Annotated in this window: 1 protein-coding gene (running past one end of the window); it reads left to right on the forward strand. The window is 27.1% G+C overall.

Annotated features, from left to right (window positions below):
• Window positions 1-30 precede the first annotated feature (30 nt).
• A protein-coding gene (locus LUA84_RS05030) for a hypothetical protein (protein ID WP_457913323.1) crosses the window boundary here: on the forward strand, window positions 31-312 show its 5' portion. The gene runs 75 nt beyond the window's last position; only the first 282 of its 357 coding nucleotides appear in the window; it begins with the start codon at window positions 31-33; its stop codon lies off the right edge, out of view.

The following is a 312-nucleotide window of genomic DNA, read 5'->3' on the forward strand; positions in this document are numbered from 1 at the left end:
ACAAGAAGTTGGCCAAGAAATATTACAGAAATATATAGATTAGCATATGCATTACAAGTATCAGATAAAGAAAAAGTTGCATTACCTGCAAATTGGTATGCAGATAAATTAGAATGGAAANCTTCTAGTTTAATAGGAGATAAGGTAATATTACAAGCAGCACATTCAATTGAAAAAATGAAGGAAATAGAAGAAAAAGCTAAGAAAAAAGAAATAGAGATGNTGGATTGGTGGTTTGCTTATAAAGAGCTAGAAAAATTGTCTTATAGTTTTGAATATTGTTTATACAATATTATAGAAAATAAATTTCCT

This window comes from Candidatus Nanopusillus massiliensis (assembly GCF_920984865.1).